18 protein-coding genes are annotated in these 23594 nt (G+C 71.0%); 10 read left to right on the top strand and 8 right to left on the bottom strand.

Annotated elements, in window-relative coordinates; genetic code table 11:
* Positions 1–225: 225 nt before the first annotated feature.
* Positions 226–2049 (top strand): hypothetical protein, encoded by a 1824-nt coding sequence (locus WME82_RS18305; protein ID WP_438043878.1) that lies wholly within the window; start codon positions 226–228, stop codon positions 2047–2049.
* 213 nt (positions 2050–2262) lie between these two features.
* Here WME82_RS18305 and WME82_RS18300 read toward each other — a convergent pair whose 3' ends face one another.
* Together WME82_RS18300 and WME82_RS18295 are read right to left on the bottom strand one after the other, a co-directional pair.
* Positions 2263–3558, bottom strand: coding sequence for a sialate O-acetylesterase (locus tag WME82_RS18300; RefSeq protein ID WP_438043877.1), 1296 nt, complete (start codon positions 3556–3558; stop codon positions 2263–2265).
* A gap of 212 nt (positions 3559–3770) precedes the next feature.
* Complete coding sequence (locus WME82_RS18295; RefSeq protein WP_437916568.1) at positions 3771–4445, bottom strand: universal stress protein; 675 nt, start codon at positions 4443–4445, stop codon at positions 3771–3773.
* Between the two features lie 432 nt (positions 4446–4877).
* Between WME82_RS18295 and WME82_RS18290 the strand changes: the two genes are divergently transcribed.
* The 8 genes from WME82_RS18290 to WME82_RS18255 all read left to right on the top strand — a co-directional run bounded on the left by WME82_RS18290 (position 4878) and on the right by WME82_RS18255 (position 14687).
* Positions 4878–5669, top strand: a complete 792-nt coding sequence (locus WME82_RS18290) for a CBS domain-containing protein (protein WP_438043876.1) — start codon at positions 4878–4880, stop codon at positions 5667–5669.
* Positions 5670–5860: 191 nt separating this feature from the next.
* Positions 5861–6271 (top strand): CBS domain-containing protein, encoded by a 411-nt coding sequence (locus WME82_RS18285; RefSeq protein ID WP_437916566.1) that lies wholly within the window; start codon positions 5861–5863, stop codon positions 6269–6271.
* A gap of 100 nt (positions 6272–6371) precedes the next feature.
* Positions 6372–7418 (top strand): acetyl-CoA hydrolase/transferase family protein, encoded by a 1047-nt coding sequence (locus WME82_RS18280; protein WP_438043875.1) that lies wholly within the window; start codon positions 6372–6374, stop codon positions 7416–7418.
* Positions 7419–7643: 225 nt separating this feature from the next.
* On the top strand, positions 7644–9377 hold the full coding sequence (locus tag WME82_RS18275; protein ID WP_438043874.1) for an acyl-CoA carboxylase subunit beta: 1734 nt from the start codon (positions 7644–7646) through the stop codon (positions 9375–9377).
* 2 nt (positions 9378–9379) lie between these two features.
* The gene (locus tag WME82_RS18270; protein WP_438043873.1) at positions 9380–12316 is read left to right on the top strand and encodes a biotin/lipoyl-containing protein; all 2937 of its coding nucleotides are present in this window, start codon (positions 9380–9382) and stop codon (positions 12314–12316) included.
* 356 nt (positions 12317–12672) lie between these two features.
* Positions 12673–13239 carry a hypothetical protein gene (locus WME82_RS18265; RefSeq protein WP_438043872.1) on the top strand — a complete coding sequence of 189 codons (567 nt, stop codon included), beginning with the start codon at positions 12673–12675 and terminating at the stop codon, positions 13237–13239.
* Positions 13240–13258: 19 nt separating this feature from the next.
* Positions 13259–13525 carry a hypothetical protein gene (locus WME82_RS18260; RefSeq protein WP_438043871.1) on the top strand — a complete coding sequence of 89 codons (267 nt, stop codon included), beginning with the start codon at positions 13259–13261 and terminating at the stop codon, positions 13523–13525.
* 244 nt (positions 13526–13769) lie between these two features.
* Entirely contained in the window at positions 13770–14687 is a 918-nt protein-coding gene (locus WME82_RS18255; RefSeq protein WP_438043870.1) for a fibro-slime domain-containing protein, read from the top strand.
* 510 nt (positions 14688–15197) lie between these two features.
* Here WME82_RS18255 and WME82_RS18250 read toward each other — a convergent pair.
* The gene (locus WME82_RS18250) at positions 15198–15563 is read right to left on the bottom strand and encodes a hypothetical protein (protein WP_438043869.1); all 366 of its coding nucleotides are present in this window, start codon (positions 15561–15563) and stop codon (positions 15198–15200) included.
* Between the two features lie 327 nt (positions 15564–15890).
* On the opposite strand from WME82_RS18250, the gene WME82_RS18245 reads away from it, so the two are divergent.
* On the top strand, positions 15891–17411 hold the full coding sequence (locus WME82_RS18245; RefSeq protein WP_438043868.1) for a hypothetical protein: 1521 nt from the start codon (positions 15891–15893) through the stop codon (positions 17409–17411).
* Positions 17412–17496: 85 nt separating this feature from the next.
* Here the strand turns inward: WME82_RS18245 and WME82_RS18240 are convergent, their stop codons facing one another.
* The 5 genes from WME82_RS18240 to WME82_RS18220 all read right to left on the bottom strand — a co-directional run bounded on the left by WME82_RS18240 (position 17497) and on the right by WME82_RS18220 (position 23571).
* Positions 17497–18363: a hypothetical protein gene (locus WME82_RS18240; RefSeq protein ID WP_438043867.1), complete on the bottom strand. Its 867-nt coding sequence runs from the start codon at positions 18361–18363 to the stop codon at positions 17497–17499.
* A gap of 385 nt (positions 18364–18748) precedes the next feature.
* Positions 18749–19138, bottom strand: a complete 390-nt coding sequence (locus WME82_RS18235) for a DUF4150 domain-containing protein (RefSeq protein ID WP_272095087.1) — start codon at positions 19136–19138, stop codon at positions 18749–18751.
* A gap of 9 nt (positions 19139–19147) precedes the next feature.
* Positions 19148–19801, bottom strand: coding sequence for a DUF3540 domain-containing protein (locus WME82_RS18230; protein ID WP_438043866.1), 654 nt, complete (start codon positions 19799–19801; stop codon positions 19148–19150).
* A 10-nt stretch (positions 19802–19811) separates the two neighbouring features.
* On the bottom strand, positions 19812–20921 hold the full coding sequence (locus WME82_RS18225) for a pentapeptide repeat-containing protein (RefSeq protein WP_438043865.1): 1110 nt from the start codon (positions 20919–20921) through the stop codon (positions 19812–19814).
* Positions 20908–23571, bottom strand: a complete 2664-nt coding sequence (locus WME82_RS18220; protein ID WP_438043864.1) for a DUF2169 domain-containing protein — start codon at positions 23569–23571, stop codon at positions 20908–20910. Before WME82_RS18220 ends, WME82_RS18225 begins: the two co-directional genes overlap by 14 nt.
* Between the last annotated feature and the right edge of the window lie 23 nt (positions 23572–23594).

Raw genomic sequence — 23594 nt, 5'->3', positions numbered from 1 at the left:
AAAAGCTGCTTCGTTCGTGGTTGGCCCGGGGCGAGGATGAGCGTGGACGAGGTAGGACGCGGACAGCGCGGGCGCCCTCCGCCCGAAAGCGCCGTGAGGGAGTAAAGAGGCGTTGGCATCCGCGCCGTTTCGACAGAAGATGCGTGCGCGCGTATCGCGCTGCGGCTCCTCGCCTCCGACGGCCGGCGCCGCGTCACTGGACCCCTACCGGCTGGAGAACAGCGGATGAAGATGCGATCTTTGGTGTGTCTCTTCGTTCTTGGACTGATGACGACGGCGTGCGGCGATGACGACGCGACGGTCATCGGGACTGGGGGCGGCGGGGGTGCGGGCAGCGGCACCGGCGGCGAAGGCGCTACCTCGGCCAGCAGCACGACAGGAAACGGCGGCGGCGACACGGGCGGCGGCGGCACCGGCGGCACCGGCGGCGGCACCGGCGGCGGCGACACGGGCGGCGGCGGTGCGGGCGGCACCGGCGGTGCGGGCGGCGCCGGCGGCACCGGCGGCGGCGACACGGGCGGCGGCGGTGCGGGCGGCGCCGGCGGCACCGCCGGCGGCGACACGGGCGGCGGCGGTGCGGGCGGCGGCACCACCTCGAGCTCGGCCTCATCGAGCAGCGCCTCCTCGACCTCGGCCGCTGCCACCACCGGCGCTGGCGGCGACGGCGGCGGCAGCGTCTCCTCGACCTCGGCCGCGGCCACCACCGGCGCTGGCGGCGACGGCGGCGGCAGCGTCTCCTCGACCTCGGCCGCGGCCACCACCGGCGCTGGCGGCGACGGCGGCGGCAGCGTCTCCTCCACGACCTCGGTCACCACCGGCGCTGGCGGCGACGGCGGCGGCAGCGTCACCTCCACGACCTCGGTCACCACGACCGCGGCCACCACGGGCGCTGGAGGCGACGGCGGCGGCAGCGTCACCTCCACGACGGCGGTCACCACCACCGGCGCCGGCGGCGGCGAGCTCGGTGGCCCCGGCGCTGCCTGTGCCAGCGATGCGATGTGCGCGAGCGACATCTGCCTCGAGGAGAGCGAGAGTGGCTGGCCTTCCGGCCACTGCACCGCCGCCTGTCGGTCGGACGACGACTGTGGCGACGGCGTCTGCACCCAGGTGAGCCAGACACTCGCCATCTGCATGGCCGCGTGCGAGACGTCGGCGGACTGCCGCGACGGCTATACGTGCGACGACGGGGTCTGCTGGATGGGCTGCACCAGCGATGATCAGTGCACGGAGGTGGGCTCGTGCCACGAGGCGTCGGGCGGCTGCTACCTCCCGGACGGCAGCGCTTGCGAGACGGACGCCCAGTGCGGTGGCTACCTCTGCGCCACCGAGGCCGTGGACGGCTATCCGGGCGGCTTCTGCACGGGTCTCTGCGAGGGTGACAGCGACTGCGACGGCGGCACCTGCATCGCCGCAGGCTACTGCCTCGTCGAGTGCGACACGGACGCCGACTGCCGCGACGGCTATCGGTGCGACGAGGGGCTCTGCGCTCCGGCCTGCACCAGCGACGCTCAGTGCACGGGCGAGGGTGCAACCTGCGTTGTGGCGGTGGGTCGCTGCGCCCCGCCGCCCGGCGAGGGCGCCGACGGTGACCCTTGCACGGCGGACGCCGACTGCGCCGGCCTCTACTGCGTCCCCGAGTCGTCGGACTGGCCCGGCGGCTACTGCACGGGCTACTGTGACGCATCGACTCCCTGCGCCGGCGGCGGGGTCTGCGCATCGGACGACACCTGCAACAGCGCGTGCGAGACGGACACCGACTGCCGCGAGGGCTATGAGTGCACGCCGGAGGGCTGCCTCCCGGCGCCCCCGGCGCCGGCCGATAGCGCCGACGGCGACGCTTGCACCGCCGACAGCGAGTGCATCAGCGGCATGTGCTACGACGGCTGGCCTGGCGGTTCCTGCACGGGCGACTGCGAGACGGACGCCGACTGCGCCGAGGGCGGCATCTGCGCCGTAGTGGACAACACCTGCAACCACGCGTGCGAGACGGACGCCGACTGCCGCGAGGGCTATGAGTGCATGGCGGAGAACGGCTGCGTCCCGCAATGATGACCCGATGACCGGCAGGCTCGCAGGCTGGTCCGTACGACCTGACGACGGACCCCTGCGGCTCCCCTGAAGCGATGAACCTCCGCGTCGCCGTGAGGCGACGACGAGGCCTCTCCCACGAAGCGCGGCGCGGCTGCTCCACCACTCCTGGCGCAGCCGGCGCGCGCGCCCCCTCCCCGCTCCACCAGCTCGCCACGAGGCGCCGCTCGGCGCTCAGCCCTTCCCGTGCCCGCGCGAGCGGCGGCGGCGCAGGCCCGCGAGCGCGACCAGCGCGAGCGCTGCCGCTGCCCCGGGGCCCTGGCCGGCGGCGGTCCGGCAGCCGCAGCCGCCGGCGCTCCCGGGCGCGACCCCGCCCGAGCTGGCCGCTGCCTCGGCGCTGCCCGTCGCCGCCGCGCTCCCGCTCGATACGGCCGTGGCGCCCCTTCCCCCCTCGCCTGCGCTCCCGGCGCCGCCCGCCGCCGCCGTGCTCCCGCTCGATCCGGCCGTGGCGCCACCTCCGGTCGCGCCGCCTCCCGTGGCGCCCCCTCCCCCTGCAGCCGCGCTCCCGGCGCTGCTCGCCGACGACGCGGTCGACGAGCCCTCCTCGCGGACCAGCGCGAGGTACGCCTCGGCGAAGCGGTCGCCGAGGAGCTGGTACGCGGCGGAGTCGAAGTGATACGTGTCGTCGGGCGATCGCGCGGTGAAGTCGTCCGTGTCGACCCATGCGACCCGCGGGTCCTCCTCGGCCACGGTCACCTGCGCCGCGCGCACGGCGTCGATGTTCGCCTCCTTTCCGGCGGCGATGGGCCCGCCGTTCGCGGGATAGAGGTTGTCGCTGACCCTGCCGAGCACGACCGGGAGCCCGGGGACGCCGAGGTCCGCGCGGATCGCCGCGATGAAGCCGCGCAGCGTGTCGCCGTAGGAGAACGCGGCCGACCACCCCGCCTCGTTCTCGCCCTGCATCCAGACGAGCGCGGCGATCTCGTACGGGTGCCCCTCCGACTCGAGCCTCGCCAGGGCGCCGTCGAGACGCGTCACCTCCTCGGGATAACGGAGGGCGCGGTCGCCCTCGTACGTCGCGGAGTCCAGCCTGCCGAGGAGCGCGTGGTAGAGCTGCGATTTGTAGAGCACCTCGGGATCCGGCGCGAGGCCGCGCCCCCAGTGATCGACGAGGTTGGTGCCCCCCTGCGCCATCTTCACGATCGCGATCCGGTCCTCCGGGTACGCCGCGGCGATCGCGCGGCCGAACGTGATCTCGGGCCCGTAGCGGCGGGCTTCGCCCTTCGGCTCGAGCGGCCCCCAGTCGGCGCTCGTCGCCGCGGCGTACGGCCCTCCCTCGCGCGCGTCGGGGTTGTAGTGGTCGTACCAGACGTCCGGCTGGCTCTGGAGCTCGACTGGGAGCTGGCGGCCCACGCCGTAGCCGACCATGTTCGACTGGCCCGCGAGGACGAACACCTTCACCGGCTGCGCGATCGCGGGAGCGGAGAGGGACAGCGCGAAAGCCGCCAGGGCGATGCAAGACCGCTTCATGGCGCTGTGTATCCCCCGCGCGCGGTGGAACGTCAACGAGGCGGGAGCGCGCGGCGCCTCGGCGCCGAGCTGATCGAGGAGAGCGCGCGTAGAGACCACGACGCACGAGGATGGGAGCCTCGTTTGTCACGCGCTCACCTCGCGTCCTCGGGGCACGTATCGGGCGCTTGTGTGCCTGACAGGCGCGCGGTCCCGTCGAGCTCGCCTCGCGATCACGTCGCTTCGGGCGTCGACTGGTAGGCCGCGCTCGACGCCGCGTAGACCCCGTTGGTCGCATACGAGTAGCGGTGCGGCCGGACGTGGTGCTCCGAGTGGCGCGCGCACCAGAGCGCTGCGCCGCCCGTCTCTTGCCGGTGCCTCACGCACTCCGGGCAGGGCGGCTCGATCTCGGGGACCCGGCCGGCGGTCGCGTGATCCTTCGGCCGGACGATCCACACCGGGCAGCGCGCGAGCCGGGAGACGCGCTCGGCGACCGAGCCGAGGAGCAGCCGCTCGAGCCCGCGGTAGCCGTGCGAGCCGACGACCACGAGGTCGGCGTCCAGGTCGGCGGCGAGCTGGGCGATGTTCTCGGCCGCATCCCCGCGGCGGAAGTGGACGACGACGCGCTTCAGCCGCCCCCCGTCGAGCTTGTCGCCCATGGCGCTCACGCGCTCGCTCGCGCGCTGCTGGAGCTGCTGGAGCGCCACGTCGGGCTTGGTGGCCACCATGGGCGCCCGCGAGAGCCCGATGCCGACCCAGCTCTCGGGCTCGACGTAGACCCCGTGCACCTCGGCGTTCTCGCGACAGCAAGCGGACTCGAGCGCCTGATCAAGCGCACGGTTGCTCGGCTCCGAGAAGTCGATCCCGACGACGACGATGAACCGATTCGTTGCGTTTGCGCTCGACATGACAGCCTCCTCAGCCTCCATGCGAGGCCCCGACCAGCGGTCGCCTCGCTCTACCCATCTGCCCCTCTGCCCCTCTGCCCCTCTGCCCATCTGCCCAACACTCAGCACGCCGCATGCCAGGCGTTCCGGGGGCCGGAGAGGAGGGTTTCGCGCGCGCTGGCTCCCTCGCGCGAGCGGGGCTCTTCCCGCGACCTGGACGCTTCGCGCGGGCCGAGAGCGAGCTCCTCTCGCCGCGAGCGCTGGGGGCGGGCGCCTCGCGAGGCAGCCCGCAGCCGTTTGCGCCGCGGCGCAAACGGCGCGCGGAGGCGCAGAGGTGACCGCGGCGTACCAGGGCCGCCGCCGCACGCCGGGGATCTCGCGTGCGTGGCACGAACGGTGCTCATCCCACGGCGCACCTCGAGCGAAGGACGCAGAGGCGAACGGGAGACGACGATGACAACCCCTGGACCTACCGGCGGAGAGCACCAGCTCCGGCACCACACGATCCGCAGCGCGCACATCGTTGGAGACGACGGCGAGGAATCGGTCGTGGCGACCGTCTACTGTCCGTTGCGGGAGCGCTCGATGACGGCGCGAGAGTGCGAGTCGTGCCATCGCTTCCATGCGCTGCACTTCGACAAGAGCTCGCGCACGACGTCGGTCGTCTGCCATGCCAGCCACGCGGCGCCGGGCACGGAGGAAGCGGCTCCGCTGCGCGGCGTGGGCGTCGACGTGGCCGTGAATCCGGAGGCGCCGCTCGCCGAGATCATGACCAAGAACGTCATCTGCATCCGATCGGAGGTCTCCCTCGACGACATCACGGCCCTGCTCGTCCGCCACGAGATCAGCGGGATGCCGGTCGTGGACGCGGCGGGCAGGCCGGTCGGCATGGTGTCGCGGGCCGACGTGCTCCGTGCAGCAGAGGAGCGCGGCGACACCGAGGAGTCGCGTCAGGTGGCCTCGCGGTCGGGCGAGGTCGCGCCGCTCGAGATGAGTCAGGGCTTCCATGTCTACGAGCCCGTCAGGGTCACCGCGCGCGACGTGATGACGCCCGTCGTGGTGCAGCTGCACGAGAGCGCCAGCATCCGGCAGGCCGCGTCGCTCATGGCCTACGAGGGCGTGCACCGGCTGCCGGTCGTCTCGGACGACGGCAAGGTCGTCGGCATCCTGTCGTCGCTCGACGTGCTGCGGTGGTTCGGGCGGTGCTGCGGGTACCTGATCCCGCCGGCGCGCAAGCGGGCCTGAGGGGATGGCTCGCCGATGAAGCGTACGCGCCGCACGCCCGCTGCGTGTCGTAGCGCGAACGCCGATTCCGGCGGTCCGCATCTTGCAAACCCGCCTCGTGGCCCATCGTGGCAAACCGAGCTTGATCGAAGGGCGCCGGTTCGATCAGCCCGGAGACATCATCGCGGACGTCCAGCGCCAGGGGAGGCCTCATGAGCTCTTCGACCATTCGAATCCAGGACTGCATGACCAGGAGCCCCCACTCGATCGGCGCCGATCAGAAGGTCGGCCTCGCTCGCGCGCTCATGCGCGGACATCGCATCCGGCACCTGCCGGTGCTGAGCGGCGGCCGGCTGGTCGGCATCCTCTCCGAGCGGGACATCTACTGGATAGAGACGCTCAAGGAGCAAGAGGGGGATGAGCTCGTCGTCAGCGAGGCCATGTCGCCGTGCCCCTACGCCGTCGCGCCGAGCGCGCCGCTCTCCGAGGTGGTCCGCGAGATGGCCGAGCACAAGTACGGATCGGCGGTGGTGCTGGACGGCGCACAGGTCGTCGGCGTCTTCACGACGACCGACGCGCTCGCCGTGCTGGCCGCGCTGCTCACCGAAAAAGAGATCTCCTGACCCGAGGCTCGACCCGCGTGACGGCGCGGCCTGCCGTCGCCCGCCCCGACGGCGAACGCGCTCCGTTCATCCCCCCAAGAACACCGGAAGAAGGCACACGATGCAGCAGACGATCACGGACTGGCGATCGCGCTTCGGCGACAAGATCAAGACGGCCGAGGAGGCCATCCGCGCGATCCCCCCGGGGCGGCGCATCCTCGTCGGCTCGGGCGCCGCGGAGCCGACCGATCTCGTGAACGCGATGGTTCAGTCCGGCGACCACCTCGCCGGCAACGAGATCGTCCACCTGATGACCGAGGGCCCCGCGCCGTATGTCCGCCCCGGTCTCGAGCGGCGGTTCCGCCACACGGCGTTCTTCATCGGCCAGAACGTCCGCGAGGCGACCCACGAGGGGCGAGCCGACTTCATGCCGGTCTTCCTCTCCGAGATCCCGAGCCTGATCCTCTCGGGCCGGGTGCGCATCGATGTGGCCCTCATCCAGGTGAGCCCCCCGGACGCCCACGGCTTCGTCAGCCTCGGCGTCTCCGTCGATATCGTCCGCGCCGCCGTCGACTCGGCGGATCTGGTCCTCGCCGAGGTCAACCCGCGGATGCCCCGCACCCACGGAGACTCGTTCTTGCACGTGGATCGGATAACCCACCTCGTCCCGGTGGACCGCGAGCTCCCCGAGCGCGCGATCGAGCCGCTCGACGACGTCGACCGCGCCATCGGCCGCAACGTGGCGACGCTCGTGCCCGACGGCGCGACGCTCCAGACCGGCATCGGCAAGATCCCGAACGCCGTGCTCGCCGCCCTGGGAGGCAGGAGCGACCTCGGCGTGCACACCGAGATGCTCTCCGACGGCGTGATGGACCTCGTCCAGCGCGGCGTCATCACGAACCGCAGGAAGACCCTCCTGCCGGGGAAGCTCGTGACCTCGTTCCTCCTCGGCAGCCGGGCCCTCTACGCCTGGGCCCACGACAACCCCGTCATCGAGATGCGCGGGTCCGCCTTCACCAACGATCCGCTGACGATCGCGAGGAACGACAGGATGATCGCGATCAACGCGGCCCTCGCCGTCGATCTGACCGCCGAGCTCCTCGCGGCGGCCAAGCAGCGCCGCTATGTGTTCGGCGATCATGTCGTCTCGCGCGCGGAATCCCCCTGACGAGCGCCGGGCTCAGCCACGCATGACTCGCCGCGTCCAGACGGGAGAGCGCCGCGCGAGCCGATCGAGGTGGCCGCGGCGACCCGGCATCGCCACGCGGAGCCCCGCACCGGGACCGCGCAGCGCCCCGTGCCGCGCCCCACACGCCGGCGCCGGGGCGCGCCTCGCCGGGCGCGCGAGGTGCGTCCCCGGATCCTGCCATGATATAGAGCGCCTCGCCCGTCCATGAGCCCTCTTGATCACAACGATGTCGCCGTGAAACCCTCCGCCCTCGTGCCCTCGCTCGACGATCCGCTCGACGAGGGATCCGGGGCGCCGGCCGCGCCTGCCTCGGCGTACGACGCGGCGCTCCGGGAGGCCGAGGAGCTCCGCAGGCGCCCCTATGTCTCCGCGGGCCCGGAGAACATCATCCGGCAGCACAGCAAAGGCCGGATGACGATCTGGGAGCGCATCCGGGTGCTCACGCCCGAGCCGCCGCGGGTCGTCTTCGAGAACTGGGGGCCCAACCTGGACGGCGCCTCGCTGGTCACCGCGATCCTGCGCATCGGCAGCCGCGACGTGGCGCTGTACGGCCACGATTTCACGATCCGCGCCGGGTCGATGGACGCGACGAACGGCCGCAAGCTCGCGCGGCTGTTCCAGCTCGCGGGAGAGCGGGGCATCCCGCTCATCGGCCTCAACGACAGCGCCGGCGCCTACGTCCCCGCGGGCGTCGGCGGGCTCGACGGCTACGCCGAGGCGTTCGCGGCGCTGCGCAAGATCAGCGGCGTGGTCCCGAGCATCATGTGCATGTTCGGGTTCAACGCGGGCGGCGGCTCCTACCTGCCGCGGCAGGGGAGCTTCGTCATCCAGCCGGGCGGCACGTTCTTCGGCCTGACCGGGGCGGCGGTCGTCAAATCGGTCCTCGGCGAGGTGGTCTCGCCCGACGACCTCGGCGGCCCGCGCGTCCACGGCGCCTCGGGGGTGGCCGATCTCACGGTGCCAGACGAGGTGGGCGCGCTGCGCACCACCGTCCGGCTGCTCGGTTACCTGCCGAGCAACAACCGCGAGAGCGCGCCTTTCCAGCGGACGAGCGATCCGGTGGGCCGGGAGACGACCGAGATCGACACGCTCCTCCGCAGGACGATCTCGTCGCCGACGGGCTACAACACGCCGCTCGACATCAACATCATCATCCAGCGCATCTGCGATCACGGCGACTACTTCGAGGTGCAGCCGCAGCGCGCGCGCAACACGATCACCGCGTTCGGGCGGGTCGGCGGGCGCGTCGTCGGCTTCGTGGCGAACAACAGCGCGGTCGCGTCGGGTCAGATCGACGTGGCGGCCGCTTACAAGAACGCGCGCTTCATCCGCTTCTGCAACCTCTACAACATCCCGCTCCTCTTCATGGAGGACACCACAGGGTTCCTCCCGGGCAGGGAGCAAGAGGCGATGGGCATCGTGCAGGCCGGCCGGGCCATGCTCGACGCGATCATCGACGTGCGCACCCCGCGCATCCTGCTGCTCGTGCGCAACGCGTTCGGCGGCGCGTATGCCTCGTTCAACAACTACGCGACCGGCGCGGACGTCGTGCTCGCGCTCCCCACGACCCGCGTCGCCGTGATGGGCCCCGCCGGCAAGGAGTTCGTCTACAAGGATGAGCTCCGCAAGGTGCGCGCGCAGGCGAGCGCCAGGGAGAAGGCCGGCGTCAAGGAGCGGCTCGCCCGCGGCCTCGACGAGGCGAAGGCGAAGGCGGAGGCCCGCGACGAGGCCGCGGCGTGGCTGAAGGCGAGAGAGGCCGAGTTCGGCGCGCGGTACGAGCGGGAGCTCATGAACCCGCGCGAGGGGCTCAGCCTGGGCTCCATCTCGCGGCTCGTGATGCCGCGCGAGCTCCGCTCGGTGATCGCAGAGAACCTCGAGTTCCTGCTGCGGCACTACCAGCCAGGGCCGTTCACCGGTGTTCAGCGGGAGTTCCATTGATCATGGATGGTTTCGAGACCAAGCGAGGTTACGACCGCAACCCCAGGGTGGTGCGCGACCGCAGGCTCGGCCGCTCGAGCTCGGCGTGGGCGCGCTCCTTCGCCGCCGATGACGTGCGGCCGCTGATCGTCTGCCGGGGCCCGATCCGGAAAGAGGCGATGGATGTCTTCGCCCAGATGGGGATCGAGCATTACGGCATCCTCCTGTCGGAGAAGGACTCGATCGTCTACACGCACGCCCTGGCGCCGGAGCTGCGCTGCATCCACCCGGCGCACGTGCACCGCGTGAAGGACTACACCGGCGCCACCAAGGACGAGCGCGTCAAGCTGATGCAGGAGATCGTCGCGATCGCCCGGGCCGGCGGCTACACGCACGTGTTCGCGGGCTACGGCTTCATGGCCGAAGACGGGGAGTTCGTGCGCACGCTCGAGGAGGCGGGGCTCGTCTTCATCGGCCCGCGCTCGTCGGTGCAGCGCGCCGCCGGGCTCAAGGACGAGGCGAAGCGGACGGCGCTCGCGGCCGAGGTCAGCGTGACGCCCGGCATCGACGACGCGACCCGGCGGATCGTGCTCCGCAAGTGGCCCGATCACGCGGCGCTGCGCGCGGCCGCGGCGGACCGCGGGCTGCTCGACGCGGGCGCCCCGGGCGCCCCGGGCGCCGCTGGCGCGCGGCTCGCCGACGGGATCCCGCTCGCCGAGGCGGCGGACGCCCTGCTCGCGGCGGCGTACGCGCAGCGCGTGGATCTCTACACGACCGACGAGCTCTGCGAGGAGCTCGAGCGGGGCGCGGCCGAGCTGCTCGCTCGCCACCCGGGGCGGCGGATCCGGCTCAAGGCCATCGGCGGCGGCGGCGGCAAGGGGCAGCGGCTCCTCGCCGGCGTCGCGCCCGACGCGGCGACCCTCGAGGCCGCGGCGCGGGCGCGCGCGGCCGAGGTCCCCGCGCTGGCGCGGGAGGTCCTCGCGGAGGTGAAGGCCGCGGGCGTCGGCGACAACAAGAACATCCTGCTCGAGCTCAACGTCGAGGAGACGCGGCACAACGAGATCCAGCTGATCGGCAACGGCGCGTGGTGCGTCGCGCTGGGCGGGCGCGACTGCTCGCTGCAGATGCACGAGCAGAAGCTGCTCGAGGTGGCGATGACGCAGGAGGGGCTGCTCGAGGCGATCGAGCGGGCGCGCGCGGCCGGCGAGGCGCCGCGCGCGGCGTCGCTCGAGCGCGAGCGCGCGTCGCTCGCCCGGATGGAGGCCGAGGCGGAGCGGTTCGGGCAGGCGGTCGGGCTGAACTCGGCCTCGACGTTCGAGTGCATCGTCGAGGGGGATCATCACTACTTCATGGAGGTCAACACCCGTATCCAGGTCGAGCACCGGGTGTCGGAGCTCTGTTATGGCCTCCGCTTCGAGAACCCGGCCGATCCGGCCGACGCGTTCGAGGTGACCTCGCTCGTCGAGTGCATGGTCCTCCTCGCGCGCCACGGGGAGCGGCTGCCCCGGCCGATCCGCGTCCGGCGGGAAGAGTCCGCGGTGGAGGCGCGCCTCAACGCGACGAACGGCGCGCTGGAGCCCCACGCGGCCGGCATCATCGTGTCCTGGAGCGATCCGCACCCGCACGAGATCCGCGACGATCAGGGCATCTGCGTGAAGAACCCCGACACGGGGGTGTTCATGCATTACCGGGTCGCCGGCGCCTACGACAGCAACATCGCGCTCCTCGTGACCTACGGCGCCTCGCGCGAGGAGGCCTACCAGCGGATCTGCGAGATCCTGCGCACGACCACGCTGCGCGGCAGCGATCTTCACACGAACCTCCTGTTTCATTACGGGCTCGTGCACTGGTTCCTCGCGCGGAGCGTGTGGGCGAAGCCGACGACGGGCTTCGTGGTCCCGTACCTCACGCAGGTCGGCCTGCTCGCGGTGGAGCTCGGGGGGCTCGATTTCGACGCGATGTGGGCCGAGCTCGGCGCCCGTCACGAGCGCCGCCTCGCGGCGCGGGCCGGGGCCGCGGAGGCGACAGGCGGAGGAGCGTTGAAGAAGGTCTTCACGCTGAAGGACACGCTGGTGCGCCGTCCCGTGGAGAAGATCTGCGCGGAGCCGCACCTCCTGTCGGCGTGGCTCAGCCGGAACATGGGGTCGTTCGAGATCCGGTCGGGGCGGGTGCGCTGGCTCAAGAACCCGATCGAGGTGCTCGCGGACACGTACTGGCTGCTCAACATGACGCCGCAGCCGCAGGCGCCCGCGGCCCACGTGATCTGGGATCACGACCAGGAGGTGCTCTCGCGGGCGCTCGGCTTCTACAGGCGCGTCGGCGAGCGGATGGGCCAGGCGGGCGGCGCGCCTTCGTGGCCCGAGCTGCGAGCGCACCTGTCCGGGGATACCGCGCCTCACGGCTACGACGCCGAGCTCTGGCGGCGGGTTCGCGGCTCGCACCTCGGCTTCCAGGCGGGCCTGGAGCTGCTCGACGCGCTGGTCCTCGCGGGGGACGCCGCGCGCTTCTTCGAGCTCCACGCGCGGGAGGACGGCACGGTCGCCATCCCGGAGCGCCTGCTCGATCGCGAGCTCTCGGCCCGCATGCGCAAGGTGCTCGCGCCGCCGCCCGCCATGCGGGCCAACGAGATCGTCGCGGTCACCGGCGGCATGTTCTACGCGCAGGAGGCGCCGGACCGGCCTCCGCTCGTGACGAAGGGCAGCCATTTCGCCGCCGGCGATCCGCTCTACGTGATCGAGGTCATGAAGATGTTCAACAAGGTGCTCGCGCCGTGCTCCGGCACCATCGAGGAGGTGCTCATCGACGGCGGCGAGGGGACGATCGTGCAGAAGGGCCAGCCGCTCTTCCGCGTGAAGCCCGACGAGGTGCTCGTGGAGGAGGACTCGGCCGAGCGCGCGCGCCGCCGGCGCGAGACGACGCTGCGGTACGTGGACGCGATCTTCGACGCCGAGGGCGCCTGAGGCCGTCGCCTCGAAGCGCGTAACCGCCGCGCGGACGAGGGCCCCGAGGCCGACGTCGCGATGGCCCGCGAGGCCTTGGTCACCGAGGAGAGATCGAGCTGATCGGAGCCCACCGCAACGGTGGCGGTGAGCGTGGGAAACCGCCGCTCGACGAGGTGGGGATTCTGCCGGTCGAGCGGCCTCACCTTGCCGTGGGCGCCCCAGCGGGCCGCGCGAAAGCCGCGCGAAAATCGAACGGCTCGGGCTGCACCGTGTAGGAGGTGATTGTACTCTTCAATACTGACGAGGAGGGCAACAATGTGGCCTACCCCCGCGGGATGCGGTACCCTCGTTGCCGAGCGCGCTCGCGCGATGGGATGACCGACGAACCGAAGGTCAAGGGGGTGGCGTTTCGCTCCGTGGTGGCGAGCTTTGGCAAGCTACGCGGCGAGCCTGTCCAGAAGCGCAGCCTGGATGAGATGTGTGAACCGCTGCGCGAGGGCATCCGCTACGGCAGCCTCGTCTCCACCGGCTGGTACCCGATCGCCTGGTACAAGGACCTGTTCCAGGCCATCCGGCGCACGACCGGCGAAGGCAAAGAGCTCATCCACCAGATTGGCCGCCAGTGCACGCACGACGACATGAGCGGCATCTACAAGGTCATCGCGGGCCTCATCTCCCCTTCTACCCTATTCTCCCTCGGCCAGCGCGTCTTCTCCAACTACTATTCCGCCGGCCACGTCCGTGTCCTCGAGTCCCGCCGCGGCTTCACCCGCGCTCTCTGGATCGGCTGCCAAGGCTTCGACGAGAACATGTGGACCGAAGTCGTCGGCTCCTGCGAGCAGCTCCTCGTGATCGGCGGCGCCGACCACGTCCGCCAGCGCATCATCTCCGGCGGTGGCGATGACGACGATCACCTCGAGTTGACCGCACACTGGAGCTGAGGCTCCGTGCAGAGCGTCCGTGAAGCGCTCGCGGCCACGCGAGCGCGAGGTCGCGCTCCGCATCCACGCGCTCGAGGGCTGCGACCCGGGAGCCCGGCGCTGGGTCAGCCCCGGTGCGGGCGCGCGCCTCGCCGTGCGCGTGGTCGGTCCGCTCCGCTTCGAAACCGGGATCGACCCTGACTTTCCGCTTACGCGATACCGTTTGCAGCTCCAGGCGCACGAGGAGCCCGCCTTCGAGCCGGTGATTGCTGGCGCGCTCCTCGGTGGAGCCGGGATCGCCTTTTGATGAAGGACCCGTCGGATGCCGGCATTCAGACGAGCGGGGCACATGAGCGAACCGAAGCGGTGGATCGAGGAGGAGGGAGGCGCCCCGGCCGGGGCGCGCGAGCTGCTGCGTTCGGCCGTGCGCCCGCGGCCGATGACGCCCGTCGGGTGCGCCGCCTCATCGGCAGCGCCCCTTCGGGCTCCGCTCCTTGAAACGACGCGTTCACATGAGCTTGCCTGCAGGACCGGCGAGCTCGGAGGCATCCATGCGACAGGAGACGATCTCGATGAAGCTAGCCCAGCCCACGGCGGCCGCCCGCGCGCACACCCCGCGATTCCTGGCCGTCCTTCTCTCGACGGGCACGGTGCTCGCGGGGTGCACCACCGAGATCGCCGTCATCGGTCGCGACCTCGGCGCCACGACATCGTCGTCGCCCGCCTCGTCCTCGTCCAGCGCCGGCGGTGATGACCCCGGTGTCCCCGAGCCCGGCGCTGGCGGCGGCGCCGCCCAAGGCACCGCCGGCGCTGGCGGAGGCGAGCGTTGCGAGCCGAAGCTCGCGGGGGTGGTGCGCGACTTCAAGGCATTCGACTCTGACGGCGGGCACCCCGACTTCGAGAACTTCGCGGGCGACGGCCTGAAAGGCATCGTCGAGCCCGAGCTCGGCCCCGACGACAAGCCGGTCTATGCCCATGAGGGCGGCACGGCGCACACGACCGGGCCCGAGGCGTTCTATCAGTGGTATCACGACGACCCCACGGTCAACGTATCGTTCCGGTACGACGTCCCTCTCCAGGTGAGCGAAAGCGGCCTCGGGGTCTTCGCGGGAGACCAGTTCTTCCCCATCGACGATCGGGGGTGGGGCAACGAGGGGAACATCCACAACTTCGGCTTCACGTACGAGCTCCACATGACGTTCGACTACCAGCGCGGCGGCGTCTTCTTCTTCAACGGCGACGACGACCTCTGGGTGTTCATCAACAGGCGCCTCGCGATCGACATGGGCGGGCTCCACGTCCCGACCTCGGCGCTCCTCGAGCTCGACGCGCACGCCGAGGAGCTCGGCATCGAGGTCGGCAAGGAGTATCCGCTCGACTTCTTCTACGCGGAGCGCCGCAGCGGAAGTGCGGTGTTCACGATGATGACGTCGTTCAAGTTCACGAACTGCAAGCCGATCCTGAGGTAGCGCCAAGAGCGCGCTCACGTGCGCCTCGAGGCTCAGCCGCGCGAGCGGCCAGAGGGGGGCGGCACGCGGGCGCACGGCGGCCTCGCCCACCATCGGGTGGGATCAAGGGCAATTGCGCTGCCGAAACCTCGCCCCGTGAGGTTTCGACCGCGCAGCACGGAGCGCGCCAGCGCTCGCGGGCTGCACTACATCTGGCCGAGACGCAGCGGCCCGGCGTGTGGAGCACGCTGAGCGCCATCGGCACCGGCCCGCCGAGACGCACGACGTCCCCATCCGAGAGGTGGCGCGCGACGCGAGCCTTCCGTCCGGTACGCGCGGCGCGACGCCGCCGCGAGATGATCCCGCGGCACGCGCCAGGGGCGCGGTCCCGAGGGCATCCGCGTGGCTTACTCCTCACAGATACGAAGGATTAAAAGAAGGCGGGGCTGCTGGGCGGGAACGCCGCGTCGGCCAGGCGACACAGGGGGCGCAGGGAGGGAGTCAGTTTTATTGTCGTGAGGGGATCAAAAGCTACTTGGCAGCGCTGCTCAAATAGGTATCCGCAACCGTGCAGCCCCCGTTATTGCCGCATATGGAGATCCAGTTATTGCAGGCCCAGATGGCATCGGCTTTCCGATGGCCCCAGTTGATCGAGACACTGCCGACGTAGTCACCACGCAGCTTGCAATTCCATGTGGTAACGAGCGCTTGCTGCGCGGCTCCAACCGCCTCCGCCGCGTCGGCGTCGATCGCGTCCGCTGACCCGGGATCAGCCGCCTCGGGCTGGGTCTCCTGCTCGTCATCGCCTTCGAGGGGAGCCCCACCGACGCAGCCACCGAGCACGGCTGCAGCACCGAGGAGCGTCAACGGGAGGACCAACTTGCTGAACAAGCTCATCTCTTCTGTCTCCTGAGATTTTTTACTGGAGCGGACCGTTCACATCCCGCTCGCTTGCGTCTAGTGGATGCTCGGGTGACGGGCCGTCCTTCACCAAATCGTCCGCGGCCGTCTCTTCAGCGCCGGTCCCCCTCGCCCGCCGCCCGATGCACCGCTCGATCCGGTACCGGCCGGCGAAGATGGCTCCGAGAGTGAGGTTCGATGACACCTGCGTCTCTCTCTCAGCATACATCGGCGTGGTGAGCCCGTGACGATGCGGAAAATTGCGCTGCTCAGGGCTTGACCTCGCGGCCGCCCCTCCGGCAGACTCCCGCGCCTCGAGCACCTATGCCGCACAAAGTCTGCGCCGCCACGCCGTTCGCGCTGGCGTCCGCCTTGCTCCTCCAGGCCGGAGCCGTCCGCGCGGCGGGCGCGCTCGAGATCACCGGCGCTCCCACGAGCGCCAACGGGCTGAACGCACGGGCGCTCGCGCGAGGACCGGAAGCCGCGTTCTTCAACCCCGCGCTCCTGCCGTTCGCGCCCGCGACGACGCAAGCGGGCTTCTTCGTGCTCGTCACGCACGGTGACATCACCCTGGCCCCCCGCCCCCCGGGCGTCGACGTGCCCGAGTCGGTGTACGATGGCCAGATCCGGAATCCGGACGGCTCGACCTCTCGGCTCACCCACCGGCCCTTGCCGGGGTCGAAGCTCGCGAGCCCGCGGGATGACACGCGCGACCGGCAGATCAACAGCTACGCGACGCTCGGGTTCGTGCGGCCGCTCTACGAGGACCGCCTCGTCCTGGGCTTCTACGCCCTCTTGCCGCTCAGGAGCTTCCAGGAGCAGCGGGCCTTCTTCGCCGACGAGCGCGCGCAGTACTTCTCGAATCGGCTGGAGTTCGAGCTGCTGGGAGATCGCTTGTCGGTCACCAGCCTGGCCGTGTCGATGGCTGGCCGGATCACCCGCTGGCTGTCCGTCGGGGCGGGCGTCGACGTCACGATCGGCACCAGCGCGCGGACCGCCGTCCACGTGCCCGACGCGAGCGACCAGCGGACCGCCCTCATCAACCCCGACGTGGAGGTCGAGAGCGTCTTCGCCCCTTACTTCGCCTTCGCGACCAGCCCGGCCCCCTGGCTGCGCCTCTCGGCCACGCTCCACCTCGCCTCGGCGTCGGACACCGACGGCGAGAACAGGATCCGCTTCTGGAACTATACCTATCCGGAGGGCGAGAGCTCGGTCCCCCAGGCCTACCGCTTGACGCTCGGCCACCAGCCGACGCGCGTCAGCGTCGGGGCCTCGATCATGGGCCCGCCAAGCGAGGATCGAGGGGGCGAGCGCGCCGCGCGCTCGAAGAGCCCGGCGCCGCCCGCCTGGGAGATCGGCGGGCACGCGCTCCTGACGCGGTGGTCAGAGTACCGCGATCGGCACGCGGAGACCCCGCCCGACCCGTGGTCGAGCACGGTGTCCGTGGGGCTCGGCGGCGCGATCGCGCTGGGGAGCCGCAGGTTCTCCGCCGACGTCGCCTTCACGCCGTCTCCCGTACCGGACCAGACCGGCAGGACCAACTACGTCGACAATTCGCGCATCGCGGTCAGCGCCTCGTTCGAGACGCCGGTGTCGCTCTTCGGCGCCGACTTCGGCGTGGGAGCGTTCCTGCACGGCCAGCTGCTCGTGCCACGGGAGGTGTCGAAGAGCCCGTCCGCCAGGAACCCCGTGATCGACGAGGTCCCCGACAACCTTGTCGACATCGTGAGCGGCGAGCCGCTCGACGGCATGGAGGGGCTGCAGACGAACAACCCAGGTTATCCCGGCTTCTCCAGCGGCGGCTGGCTGGCCGGCGCCGGCTTCGTCCTGCGGCTGCCTGAGTGAGCAGCGCAGCGAAGCCGGCGTCCTCTCGATCGGAGGCCCCGGAGGCGCTCGGTCACGCGGGGCGCCGCGACCGCCGGGAGGGGCTTTACTGGAAGAGCGTCTCGGCCCTTTCCTTGATCCAGGCGCAGTCCGCGTCGTCAGGGGTACGGACCATCACGAAGGTGCTGTTGCACGCCTCCGGATCGGGATACGTCCTCGAGGCGGCCATGGTCGCCTTGAGGCTCGGAGGATCCGTTTCGAGCACGCTCTGCTCCGACACGAACCCGAGCCGACCCTCGATGCGATCGGTCGCGACCGCCACGCCGTCGAGCTCGGTCCGCGCCCGCTCGGCCACGTACACCGACCCGTCGATGAGCCCCTGGAGCTGAACCGTCATCCCCGGGTGTCCGTCCTCGTCCTGATCGACGACGCGAGCGTCCGCCGGATCCGTGGGCAGCTCGTCCTCCGCCGGGTCGCCGAGCGCCGCCCCGATCACCTCGTGGAGCGGCCCGAGCTTGTAGCGGAGCCCCCCTTCGCTCGCGGCAAACGTGCCCTCGCGGGTCACCGGCGCGAGCGCCTCGCGGAAGCTGTCCGGGATGACGGCGTGCACGATCGCGTCCGGGTCCTCGGTGTAATGGTCGCAATACGTTCCCTGCAGGGAAATGGCGTCTCCATTCTGCTGCTGCTTGATGAGCATCACGCTGACGATGCGCGTCTGGAACGGCGGGAGACCCTGCGCCTGGGTGAGCTGCGACCCGACGGCGCGGTACGCCCACGTGCCGGAGACATCGGTGACGTCCGGCGCCGCGGCCTGCGCGCAGCCCGGCGATTCCCCGCCCGCGCCACCCGTCCCCGCGGAGCCCGTGCTCGTCGTCGTCGCGCCCGTCGTCGTCGCGCCCGCGTCATCAGCAGGATCCGATCCGCAACCCAGGAGGGGCAAGGCAAGCAATCCAACGAACAGGTTGTACCTCATTCAAAGCTCCATGCATCGCCGGCCCGGGCGTCGAGGCGGCCGTGAGGAGGGCCGCTTACGGTCGTCCATGGCCAGCTCGTCTGCGTTCGGACGACCGGCGCGGTTGTTAGCATGAGCGCGCGCGCTGGAGGTGCGCCGACGCGCCGGCTCCTCCTATTTTTCCGCCGCATCCCGAAGCGCACGGCGAAGAGCAGCGAGAGGAACGCTGCGTGGAGCAGAGCCCCCGTCGCGTCCTTTTTGCGCCGGGGAAGTCCCGAGCACCTTCACAGCGAGCCCACGCCGGGTCAGCGCCCCCGAGCGGCGAGCCGTGCTCGACGTGCTGCACAGCGACGAGCTCGTCGACCAGCCCCCGCCGGAGGTCTACGTGACAGGCGTCCGGGATCCCTCAGGGGGACAGGATGAGCACCTTGACCTGACTCGGCACGATCCGCATTCCGGGGCAGTTCGTGGAGTTCTGCAGGCTCATGCTGGTCAGCCGGGTGGCCGGCATGCCGCCGACGAGGCATGTGAACGCGGCGGTGATGTGACGGGAAGGCCCCATGACCGAGCCGGACGCGACCCCCAGGGCGACGCCGGGCTGATCGCCGACGGAGATGAGCTGCGTCGTCAGCAGGTTATGCGCGGGCGCGCACATGAACAGCACGTTGTACGCGGCCGGCGCGCTCACCGGGCCAAAGGACATGTTCGGATAAGGGATCGGGGCAGGCACCGGCGGGGTGAGGCACACGTCCGGAAACCCCAGGTTCATCCCGCCCATCTGCGTGTTCGCGAACATGATGCCTCCTCAACCCAGGTGGATCTGCTCGCCGTCGATCTTGACGAGCTCCTGCGCGGTCACCAGCGTGTTCTCGCCGCGCAGGCTCATCGTCTTCTTCGCGACGTAATCGACCCGCTCGGCCCGGAGCTGCTCGCTCTCCTCGACGGTGCGGTAGGAGCGCTTCACCCGCTGCGAGAGCCGCTCCAGCACGGAGTCGAGGCTCCCGGCGAGGACCTTGGCCTTGCCGATCTCCGCGCGAAGGAGCGTCCCGACGAACGAGAGGCTCTGCAGCGCGATGTTCCCGTCGACGGCGTTCACCGAGAGGCCCCCCGAGACCACCGCCACCTCCTTGGCCGAGACCAGGCCGATGCCGTCCTGCGCGGCGACGCCGAGGCGACCGGCTGGCAGCTTGATGTTCAGGTCGCCGTCCGCGACGATGCTCCCGGGCGCGCCGTCCTCCCGCTCCAGCACGGAGAGCACGTAGCAACGCCCGTCGGTCGCCACGGCGACGAGCACGAGGTCGCCCGCCTCGGGCTCGAGGAGGCACCCCTTGGCGCGCTTCGCCCGGAGCTCGCCCGCGTCGGTCTCCACGACGAGCGCCGCGCCGTCGGCGCGCACCACGGTGCCGAACTCCTGAGTGACCAGAGCCCTCGTCTCTTGCTTTCTCGCCAGACTGCGCATGATTCCCTCGTCAACGCGTAGACGTCTCGACACCCGCGGCCAGAGGCTCCGAGCGCTCCCGGCTGCTGCTCACAACCCGTGATTGCCACTGCTCCGCCTCGGCGAGATCCGCGTCGTCGCCGAGGGCGGCCGCCCGGCTGGACCACACGGCCCCTTCGTCCTTGATCCGATGGAGGCGCGCTCGAAACAGGGTCGCCCTCGAGAAGTCGCCGGCCGAGACGTCGGCGTGGGAGAGGTCGGCGTACGTCAGGTTGGCGCCGTTCCAGCGCGCGCCCGCGCACGCGGCCCGCGTCAGGATGCACATCTCGAGGTTGGCGCCGGCGAGGTTGGCCTCGATGAGGCGAGCGCCCACGAAGACCGACTCCTTGAGCACGGCCCCGGCGAGGCTCGCGCGGGTGAGGTTGGCATTCACGAAGAGCGCCCGGCCCGCGAGCGCGCCGTCGAGCTTGGCGCCGGAGAGGTTCGCGTCCTTGAAACCGCACTGCGTCAGCGTCGCGCCGGAGAGGTCGCAGCCGCTGAGATCGGCGCCCGTGAACTGCGTCATCGTGAACGACATCCCGCGCAGGTCCTGGCCCGCGAGCTTCCCCTCCACGAGCACGACGAGCTCGAAGACGGCGCCGCCGAGGGTCGCGGTCGAGAGATCGGCGCGCACCAGCGCCGTCTGCTTCAGCACGGCGCCCGAGAGGTCGATCCGCTCGGTCCGCGCGTCCAGGATGGCGGTGCGGTCCAGGTTGGCGCGCGCGAGCCGGGCGCCCGAGAGGCTCGTGTTGATCACGCTCGCGAGGGTCAGGTCTGCTCCGCTCAGGTCGATCGAGGAGAGATCGCCGCCGGTGAGCTGCGCTGCGATCAGGGAGGCGCCGTCCAGCTTCGCCCCCGTGAGATCACAGTCCACCATCGCCGCGAGGTGCAGGTTGGCGCCGGGCAGGCGCGCGCCGCTGAAGCTGCAGCCGGCCGCGGTCGACTCCTTCAGCCGAGCGCCGGAGAGGTCCGCGCCGGCGAAGCTCACCTTGTCGAAGATCGCGCCGGAGAGGTCGGCGCCCGAGAGGTCGACGCCCGAGAGGTCGACGTCGGCGATGATCTCGCCGCCCTGGACCAGCTCGACCAGATCACTTCTGTCCATGGTTCTCCGGCGGCGCGACGAAGCGCACGTACTTCACATTGGCCCCCTTCAGGCTCGTCGCGGCGTTTCCGCGCATTTTCGTGGCGTCGACGCGGAACAGGTTGGCCCTCTCGAAGCTCGCGTCGTCGACCTTCGCCTTCTGCAGCACGGCCTCCATCAGATCGATGCCGGACAGCGAGGCGCCCGAGAGGTCTGCCCGCGTGAGCAGGGCGCTCACCGCGACGGCGCGATCCAGGCGAGCGCCCGTGAGGTCGCACTCGCTGAGATCGGAGCTCCGCAGGTTGGCCTCGGTGAAGTCGCTCCCTCTGAGGCAGGTGCCCCTCAGGTTGGCCTGCTCGAGCGAAGCGCCGCGGAAGTCGGCGCCGGCGAACGACGAGCCTGCGACGAGGCGGATGTTGTCGAGCTTGGCGCCGCGGAAGACGGCGCCGTCGCCCTTGCCGGTGATGAACACCGACGCGCGGAGGTTCGCGTCGCGAAAGTCGACGCCCTCCACGTTGGCCTCGATGAAGGTGCACTGCTCGAGGTCTGCGCCGGAGAGCTGGGCGCCGGAGAGGTCGGCGTTGATGAGGACGAGGTTGCGCGCGGTCACGCGGCTGAAGTCGGCCCCGTCGAAGGTCGCCTCGGACAGGTCGGCGTCCGACAGGCGCGCGCCGGTCAGGTCGGCGCCCGATAGGTCGGCCTTGGCCAGCACGGCGCCGGTGAGGTCGAGCCCGCCGCGCATCTTCACGTCGCGAAGGTTCGCTCCGCCGAAGTTCGCGCCGGCGAGGTTCGCGCCGGTGAGATCTGCGCCGAGGAGATTGGCCCTCGCCAGGACCGCGCCGGCGAGGTTCGCGCCGCACAGCCGGGTGCCCGTGAGGGCCGCGGCCTCGAGCAGCGCGCCCTCGAGATCGATCCCCGACAGGTCGAGGTGCGAGAGATCGGCGCCCGTGAGATCGCGCCCCGCGAAGCTCTCCCCGGCCCGGTGCCCGGCGATCACCTCTTCCCGCACGCGAGCGGCCTCCTCGCCGCCCAGCCGGGAGGCCGCCGGGAAGTGGTGCGCGAACTTCCGGTAGGCAGAGCGCAGCTGCTCCTCGACCTGGAAGAGGCGCGCCACGAGCTCCGGATCGCCGAGCTGCGCCTCGACCTCGGGCCACTCGACCCCGGCGTTCCGCGCCATTTGCGCGACGTCCTCGAGCCGCTCGAGCTCCTTCTTGGCCGAGAACCGGGGCGGGCCGCCGGCTTCCTTCTGCCGCTCGCCCATGATCGCGTCGTAATCGAATCCGTGCTTCGCGCACTCGGCGCGCGCCCTCTGCTCCTCGGCCGCGCGGCGCGCCTCCGCGTCCGCCTTGACCTTCTCGGCCTCGGTCATCGCCCGCTCGACGTACGCCGGCAGCTCGTCCAGGCTGGGCTCGATCACGTCCTCGTCCGGCGGCAGCGGCGGGACGAGCGGCTCCGGATCGAGCCCCTGCGCGCGGATCTTCGCCTTGAGCTCCTCGATGTCCCGCTCCATCTTGGCGCGGGCGCGCCTCCGCCAGAGCCGTTCCGACTGGAGCAGCCTGGTCATCTCCGCCTGTGGATCGTCCGGCAGCGGACCCGCGCCCAGCTCCGGAGGCGGCATCAGGTCCGCGTCGCGCAGCAGGAACAGGTGCCCTTTCTCCTTGTCGAGCCGCTGGGCCATGACGGTTCGGTAATGCTCGCCCGGCCTGGGCTCGCCCATTGCCTCGCAGGCCGCGACGATGTGGAGCACGTCGGCCGCGTCGTCTTCACGGATCTTGAGCACCCCGCGATAGACGAGGATCCCGCGCTCGTGGTGGGGGAAGAGCCGGACCGTGTCGAGGCGGGTCGCGATCTCCCGGAAGGACTCCCCCTCGCCGGTCTTCTGGTTGATGAAGCACCGCGTCGCCACCCCCGGTAGCGCCCCTTCGATCCGGGGCTTGCCAGGGTGCATGTTCTCGATGACGAACGCCTCGTCGCCCCGGAAATACCCCTCGATCTGCTGGTCCGGCGGCGCGGTGTTGAAGAAGCTCCAGTCGAGGTCCCTGGCGAGCTCGGGGAAGCGTTGCTTGAGCCACGCTTCATCATACGTCCCGACCTTGGAGAAGCGCTGTGGCCAGGTCGGATCGTAACCTCCGAACCCGGCGGGCGGGGGCCGGTCGCCGGGCGACCGGACGAGGCGGCGCGGATCCTCGATGTTGGGCAACGGATGGACCGAGCCGTCCTCGCCGCGCACCGGCGCGAAGCCTTTGCCGAGCGGGTTCGGCGCGTAGCCCTCGCCGCCGAAGGCGTTCTGCCAGGTGATCGGCATCTCGGCGAACGGCTCCGGATCGGTCATCCCCAGGAGCTCGAAGCGGCGGTCTCCGACGACATAAAGCGTCTTGTCGATCGCCCCGAGCTGGACCCGCACCGAGCACGCGGTGCGCGGCACCGCGCCCGCGGTGAAGCAGCGGCCGTTCACGAGCAGCTCTCCCCGTAGCTTGGGCATGCACTCGTCGAGGATGGCGTCGCTCCCGAGCTCCGTGCCGGCGAACCTCCAGAGGCTCTGCTCGTAGAGCAGGCGCCTCGGCTCCTCGAACGGGAAGAAGACGAGGAGCGTCACGACGAGGTACGGCTCGCCGTCGTTCTCGAACACCTTCGTGAGCAGCCCCAGCCGGTTCGGCTTGATCGTCTTCATGAGGTTCGCAGCAGGCTCTCGCG

Source organism: Sorangium sp. So ce128, assembly GCF_051525245.1.
GTDB lineage: Bacteria > Myxococcota_A > Polyangia > Polyangiales > Polyangiaceae > Sorangium > Sorangium cellulosum_B.
This window is presented reverse-complemented; position numbering and strand designations above follow the sequence as displayed.

Coding starts and splice junctions, on each gene's coding strand:
- WME82_RS18280 (WP_438043875.1), top strand. CDS start 6,372: ATGCAGCAGACGATCACGGACTGGCGATCGCGCTTCGGCGACAAGATC.
- WME82_RS18225 (WP_438043865.1), bottom strand. CDS start 20,921: ATGGACAGAAGTGATCTGGTCGAGCTGGTCCAGGGCGGCGAGATCATC.
- WME82_RS18270 (WP_438043873.1), top strand. CDS start 9,380: ATGGATGGTTTCGAGACCAAGCGAGGTTACGACCGCAACCCCAGGGTG.
- WME82_RS18235 (WP_272095087.1), bottom strand. CDS start 19,138: ATGTTCGCGAACACGCAGATGGGCGGGATGAACCTGGGGTTTCCGGAC.
- WME82_RS18275 (WP_438043874.1), top strand. CDS start 7,644: ATGAGCCCTCTTGATCACAACGATGTCGCCGTGAAACCCTCCGCCCTC.
- WME82_RS18250 (WP_438043869.1), bottom strand. CDS start 15,563: ATGAGCTTGTTCAGCAAGTTGGTCCTCCCGTTGACGCTCCTCGGTGCT.
- WME82_RS18305 (WP_438043878.1), top strand. CDS start 226: ATGAAGATGCGATCTTTGGTGTGTCTCTTCGTTCTTGGACTGATGACG.
- WME82_RS18290 (WP_438043876.1), top strand. CDS start 4,878: ATGACAACCCCTGGACCTACCGGCGGAGAGCACCAGCTCCGGCACCAC.
- WME82_RS18295 (WP_437916568.1), bottom strand. CDS start 4,445: ATGTCGAGCGCAAACGCAACGAATCGGTTCATCGTCGTCGTCGGGATC.
- WME82_RS18265 (WP_438043872.1), top strand. CDS start 12,673: ATGACCGACGAACCGAAGGTCAAGGGGGTGGCGTTTCGCTCCGTGGTG.
- WME82_RS18245 (WP_438043868.1), top strand. CDS start 15,891: ATGCCGCACAAAGTCTGCGCCGCCACGCCGTTCGCGCTGGCGTCCGCC.
- WME82_RS18240 (WP_438043867.1), bottom strand. CDS start 18,363: ATGAGGTACAACCTGTTCGTTGGATTGCTTGCCTTGCCCCTCCTGGGT.
- WME82_RS18285 (WP_437916566.1), top strand. CDS start 5,861: ATGAGCTCTTCGACCATTCGAATCCAGGACTGCATGACCAGGAGCCCC.
- WME82_RS18230 (WP_438043866.1), bottom strand. CDS start 19,801: ATGCGCAGTCTGGCGAGAAAGCAAGAGACGAGGGCTCTGGTCACTCAG.
- WME82_RS18255 (WP_438043870.1), top strand. CDS start 13,770: ATGCGACAGGAGACGATCTCGATGAAGCTAGCCCAGCCCACGGCGGCC.
- WME82_RS18220 (WP_438043864.1), bottom strand. CDS start 23,571: ATGAAGACGATCAAGCCGAACCGGCTGGGGCTGCTCACGAAGGTGTTC.
- WME82_RS18300 (WP_438043877.1), bottom strand. CDS start 3,558: ATGAAGCGGTCTTGCATCGCCCTGGCGGCTTTCGCGCTGTCCCTCTCC.